Here is a 6131-nt window from a genome sequence, read left to right on the forward strand (position 1 = left end):
GGCAGTTCGACTTCGGTGGCTTCGAGTTCGGTTGCGAGTTCGACGCCTGCGGCGGGTTCGGTTGCGAGTGGAGATGTTGGCGCGGAGAGGCGTGGGACATCGGCTCCGGTGGATGCGGGGTTAGGGGCGCAGGATTTGGGTGCGGGTGTTGGTGGGCCGGATGTTGCGATGCCGGCTGCGCCGATGCATGTGGCGGTCTCGACGAGGAAGCATGGGCAGATGGCGGCAGTGACGGGGATTCGGCACTGGTCGACGCCGACGTATACGCGGGTCGCGATCGATCTGGGCGATGACGTGACGTATGAGGCGGCGCGGGTGCCGAATCCGGATCGGATTTATTTCGATCTGCATGGGACGAGGCTGGCGCAGGAGCTGGTGGGCAAGAGCTTTGCGGTGACGGATGACGGATTTTTGAAGAAGATTCGCGCGGCGCAGTTTTCGAATGACATGACGCGCGTGGTGCTGGATGTGAACGACGTGACGGAGTACTCGGCGTTTCTGCTGCCGAATCCGTATCGGTTGATTATTGATATTCATGGTGGGAGTAAGTCGGAACCGGGTGCGGCGGTTGTGTCGGTGCCGATGCAGCGGGCGGCGACGCCTGCGCCGACGGTGCCGAATACGACTGCGGTGAAGTCGACGAGCTCGTTCGATGTGGCGGCGTTGAGCGCGCAGCCGGGGAGGGTGGAGGCGACGAGTCAGCCGACGTCGCAGCCGATCTCGGCGGTGGTGAAGGACAAGAGTGTGGGCGATGCGGCGGCTGGAGTGAGTGGGGTTGGGGGTTCATCGGGGAGTGGGTTGGGGAGTTCGTCGGGTGATGTGGCGGCGGGTGCGACGACGCCGAGTGTGACGAAGAAGACGCGGCGGGGAAAAGCGGTGAAGGATGCGGATGCGGTTCCGGCGCGGGCGGCGGTGCCTACGGCTGACGGCGAGACTTCGCTGGTGCGGGCGCTGGGGTTGAAGATCGGCAGGATTGTGATCGATCCGGGACATGGTGGGCATGACTCGGGAACGCTGGGTGTGGACGGGATTGAAGAGAAGGACGTGGTGCTGGACGTGGCGCTGCGGCTGGGGAAGCTGCTGCACGACCGGCTGGGTTCGGAGATTATTTACACGCGGTCGGACGATACGTTTATTCCGCTGGAGACGCGGACTGCGATTGCGAATAAGGCGCAGGCGGATCTGTTTCTTTCGATTCATGCGAACTCTTCGCGAGATGAGAGCGCGCGGGGAGTGGAGACGTACTATTTGAACTTCACCTCGTCGCCGGATGCGCTGGAGACGGCGGCTCGGGAGAATGCGGTGAGCGATCAGTCGATTCATCAGCTGAGCGATCTGGTGAAGAAGATTGCGTTGAAGGAGAAGATCGACGAGTCGCGTGAGTTTGCGAGTGATGTGCAGCAGGGTTTGTATGGTGGGTTGCAGAAGGGGAATGCCGGGTTGAAGGATCGCGGGGTGAAGAAGGCTCCGTTTGTGGTGTTGATTGGGGCGAATATGCCTTCGATCCTGGCGGAGATCTCATTTGTGACGAACGCGAAGGATGCGAAGCAGTTGCAGCAGCCGGAGTATCGGGAGCGGGTGGCGGAGAGCCTCTATAAAGGTGTGGCGAAGTACGAAGGTGGTTTGAGCGGGACGCGGGTACCGGCGGAACGGGCGAGCGGGAACTGATCTTCGTGGATGTGGGCGGGGATCGTTGCGTGGGTTGTTAAATACTTCCAATGTGTTTGTCTTTATTTGTCTTCGCGATGGCGGGGCGCTTGCTCTATCCAGGGTGCCGACTCTTGTGTCGGGAAGGCTGGGCGAGGCTATGAGTTCATAGCAGCTGTTGCGTCCGGCTTCTTCAGTGAGGCTTATGACGCAGGCGATTGAGACGCAACAGATTAAGACGCAAGGCATTCAGCCGCGCTATGGGAGCGCCTTTCGGTGTATTGGGACAGAGTGCGAGGACACCTGTTGTCATGGGATGAGCGTACTGATCGATAAGACAACGTATGAGCGGTATCAGGCGTTTCCGGCGGAGGGGCTTGGGTCGCTGGTGGCGCAGTACGTATCTATTAATACAGTTAACGGAGATGCTTCTTCGGCGGCTCACGCGACGAGTAAGGTTGGCGACTCTCTTTACGGGCGGATCAGGCCGATGTCATCGGGGGACTGTCCGTTTCTTTCGACGGAGCGGCTTTGCGGGGTGCAGAAGGAGTATGGTGCGGAGTTGCTGTCGGCGACTTGCTCTACTTATCCGCGAGCGTTGAACAGGGTGGAGGATGAGCTTGAGGTGTCGCTGTATCTCTCTTGTCCGGAGGCGGCGCGTCAGGTGCTGCTGGATGCAGGTTCGATAGAGGTGGTGGGGGATGCGTCGGCGGCGGGTCTTCGGGTTGATCAGGTGTCGCGGATGGTGGGCGGCGGCGGTCCCTTTTATAAGCCGTATGGATTCTTCTGGGAGATTCGGGAGCTGGTGGTTGCGATGATTCGGGATCGTGGGCGTCCGGTGTGGCAGAGATTGTTTCTGCTGGGGATGTTGTGTCAGCGGCTGGATGAAGTGCGGGGAGAAGAACAGGATCGGGTGGTGCCTGGGATTTTGAAGACGTATGGAGGGATCGTCGCTTCCGGCGGGTTGCGTGAGCAGTTGGAGAGAGTTGAGGGACAGCCTGGGGTGCAGCTGGATGTGGTGCTGCGGTTGATCGATCAGCGGGTCCGTGCGGGCGGGACGGGGGAGCGGTTTCTGGAGTGCTTCGAGGCGTTTCAGCGAGGGATTGGCTACTCGCCGGAGTCGACGGCAGCGAGTGATGTTCGGCGGTACGTTGAGGCGGAGGAGCGATACTGCCGTCCGTTCTTTGAGCGACATCCTCATATTCTGGAGAATTATTTGCAGAACTATATCTTTCGGACGCTGTTTCCTTTTGGGCGGGAGGAGAGTGCGCATTCGACGCAGCAGAGCATCTTCGACGAGTACATGCTGATGGTTATGCAGTATGTACTGGTCTATGGGCTACTGGTTGGAGTGGCGGGTGAGGCTCGCGAGGAATTTGGAGAGGGCCATGTGGTGAAGGTGGTTCAGTCGTTTGCGAAGGCGGTGGAGCATAGTCCGGATTTTTTGAGAGGGATTAATTCGTTTGTGGTGAGGCGTGGTTTGGGTAGTCCGCGAGGGATTGCTATGCTGCTGAATTTTCAGGCGATGGAGAGGAGTGCTTGACTGGAGTGAGGTGGCGCGATGCGGATGGTCGCGGTTGGAGGGTGCGAGGCTAGGCTCACGTTGCGGCGCTGGTGTAGTCTGACGAACGTATGGATGTTTTTCGTCGATCTCGGCGGGTGTCGCGTGTTGTGTCCGGTCTGATGCTGGTGGGTGCATTGGGCGTCTCGGTTGTTGGCCGTGTGGCTTATGGGCAGACGATGCTGGCGATGCCGCCGACTCCGCTCTTGCCGCCGTCGCTGCAGGACGGTGCAGACCATGTTGCCGGGAACGGTGTTCCTTCGTGGGCTGGCGCGGATGGTCCGGTGCTGGTGGAGGACGGGATCAAGCGGTATGAGCGTGGAGCGCCGGGACATAACGCTGGCGTGAGCGGGACGGTGACGGTCTATCAGTTTGAGGATGCGACTGGAGCGCAGGCGGCGTTCGACTATCTGCGCAAGAGTGCGCCGTATGTGGTTCGAAACGGTGTGTCGGTGGTGATTGGGAGTTTGAAGGGGAGCTCGTCTTCGTCGGAGGCGGTGCTGCGGACGGTGGAGACGGGTCTGCCGAAGGTGGGAGGGCCGAAGGGACTGTCTCCTCTGCTGCCGACGTATCTGCCGGGGCAGGGTCTGGAGAAAGATTCAGTGCGGTATGCGCTTGGGCCGGTGGGATATCAGGCGATGGGTGGTGTGCTGCCTGCGGAGATTATCGGGTTCGACAAGGCTGCCGAGGTGGTGACGGCGAAGTATGCGGGGAGGGGAACGCTTACGCTTCTGCTGTATCCGACGCCGCAGATTGCGGGCGATCATGGGCGGCAGATTGAGGCGGAGATGAATCGGCAGGGGTCGGCTGCGGGGACCGTAAAGCTGCGGCGGGAGGGTCCGCTGGTGCTGATGACCACGGGCGCATGGAACGCCGCTGACGCGCAGAAGACGATCGAAGGGATTCATCTGCGCAGCGAGGTGACGTGGAACAAGCCGGTGCCGCCGGAGTTTCATGCGGAGGTTCGGAAGACGGTGAGCCTGCTGAGCAGCATTTTGATCTTCTGCGGACTGGGTGCGCTGGCGGCGATTGTGCTGGGTCTTTTCTTCGGCGGCGGACGGGCCGCTATCCGGGTCATGCAGGGTAAGCCGGCGGCGAGCGAGCCGGAGTTTTTGCGGATCGACCTGAGTGGACGTCCGGCGAAGATTCATTCGGAACTGCCGGGGGCTGAGCGGTAGGAGCCGGTCCGGCGGAGAATCGGGCGGTTGTGTGCACTGGTGATGGTGCAGACGAGGGGCTAAGCGGCTGATACGATAGTGGTTTGATAGTTGCCTAGGTCCGTGAAAGCGAATATAGGGCGAATATCGGACGCAATGTTGTACGAAGAGTAACCCCCGTAACTAATTAGCATATAAAGACTTACCCAAGGCGAGTTTTAGCCTTGACACCGGTTTTTGCCAAACTTAGTATTTCGCCAGAAAGTTCTGATGGCTTTGCCTCCGTTGGAACTATTCTCCCTAAAGAAGAGGCTGCCCTGTTGCCGGGTGGCCTCTTCGCTTTTTAAGACCGGCGCTGGGAGGCCTGGCACTGGGCTGTGTCCCGAATTGGGAGACGGTTTTGATGGAGGGCAAAGGTGCGGTTTCATGCAGGACGGAAGGCCGCCGATGCATGGGTGTATGGAGAGCCTGGAGCTCTTCTCGCGAGGAATCCATGACGCATACTTTGATTCAGCTGGTTGTCGGTCTTCTGGCTCTTGCCCTGTTGGTCTCGCCTGTCGTGCTTGCGAATAAGGTTGATCTGAATCGAGGGGAGCCTGACGATCCGGATGTGCTTTAGAGCAGTCTCGCAGTTGGTATAGAGCAAGAACAACAGCAAGTGCAAAGACAAAAAATACAGGGGTTATTCGCTACGCTCAGAATGACGACCTCTAAATTAGTCGATTCGTCGATCTACACCAATAGCGAAACGGCTCGAGGCTGCGTTCGAACTGTGGCTGATTAAAAAGACATGAGCCTGTTCGAAGATCGCACGCTGGTGTGAGCGCGGGACAAACTATCGTTGTCCTGTTGTGCTAGTTTGGCTGAACGGCCTGAGCAAGCAGCGCCGTGGGTTGGAGGCTGGCTGAACGTGCGCTTACAGAGAATGGTGGGTTGGGTAGGGGTTGTTTTTCTGGTTGCTGTCGTCCCGACGGCGCGGAGGGCAGCGGCGCAGGATACGCGCACGGTCACTGAGCCTAAGATTCCGGCATCCTGTATTCAGCTTCCAGCGCGACTTCGATCTGTCGGCGAGAAGCTGGACGCCGCGGATGAGGGTAAGCTGGATACGGCGCGCATCCAGGCGGCTCTGGACCGGTGTACGCCGGGGAGTGCGGTGGAGTTGAAACCTTCGAGCGGGGATAACGCGTTTCTTACGGGGCCGCTGGAGATGCGATCCGGTGTGACGCTGATGATCGACGAAGGGATTACGTTGTTTGGTTCGCGCGATGCTGCTTTGTATGAGTTGAAGGGTGCGGGCGTGAAGCCTGGTGTGTGCGGCACGATTGCGACGTCTGCGCAGGCGGCTGTGGGTGGATGCAGGCCGTTGATTGCGATCCATGATGCGAAGAACGCGGGCATCATGGGAGATGGGGTGATAGATGGACGGGGATACGCGAAGATTCTGGGCAAGGACTATAGCTGGTGGGAGATGGCGCGCAAGGCTGAGCCGAAGAATGAGCGCTACTTTACACCGCCGATGGTCGACGCCAGTCATGCGGATGGGTTGGTGCTCTACCGGATTACGCTGCACAACTCGACGAATATTCATGTGAGTGTGAACGATACGAACGGCTTCACGGCGTGGGGGGTTCATCTGCTGACTCCGACGGTGAAGGGGATGGATGCGCGGAATACTGACGGGATCGACCCGGCATCGTCTACGAACGTCACGATTGAGGACAGCTGGATTGATAACGGCGACGACAATGTGGCGATCAAGGCGGGGG

The 6131-nt window shown here is 59.4% G+C and carries 5 protein-coding genes; all 5 read left to right on the forward strand.

The features are described 5' to 3' along the window. The coding region (locus GSQ82_RS15890; protein WP_158793177.1) for an N-acetylmuramoyl-L-alanine amidase at nucleotides 1-1668 on the forward strand (1668 nt) is incomplete at its 5' end. Nucleotides 1669-1852: 184 nt separating this feature from the next. Further along, complete coding sequence (gene fliB / locus GSQ82_RS15895) at nucleotides 1853-3190, forward strand: flagellin lysine-N-methylase (protein WP_158793178.1); 1338 nt, start codon at nucleotides 1853-1855, stop codon at nucleotides 3188-3190. 116 nt (nucleotides 3191-3306) lie between these two features. Beyond that, nucleotides 3307-4386 (forward strand): DUF6599 family protein, encoded by a 1080-nt coding sequence (locus GSQ82_RS15900; RefSeq protein ID WP_158793179.1) that lies wholly within the window; start codon nucleotides 3307-3309, stop codon nucleotides 4384-4386. A 472-nt stretch (nucleotides 4387-4858) separates the two neighbouring features. After that, complete coding sequence (locus GSQ82_RS25385) at nucleotides 4859-4984, forward strand: hypothetical protein (protein WP_256370090.1); 126 nt, start codon at nucleotides 4859-4861, stop codon at nucleotides 4982-4984. A 291-nt stretch (nucleotides 4985-5275) separates the two neighbouring features. Continuing rightward, nucleotides 5276-6131 (forward strand): glycoside hydrolase family 28 protein (locus GSQ82_RS15905; RefSeq protein WP_254061678.1); only part of this gene is annotated, 856 nt, incomplete at its 3' end.

Source organism: Granulicella sp. L60, from assembly GCF_009765825.1.
In the GTDB taxonomy this organism is placed as follows: Bacteria; Acidobacteriota; Terriglobia; order Terriglobales; family Acidobacteriaceae; genus Edaphobacter.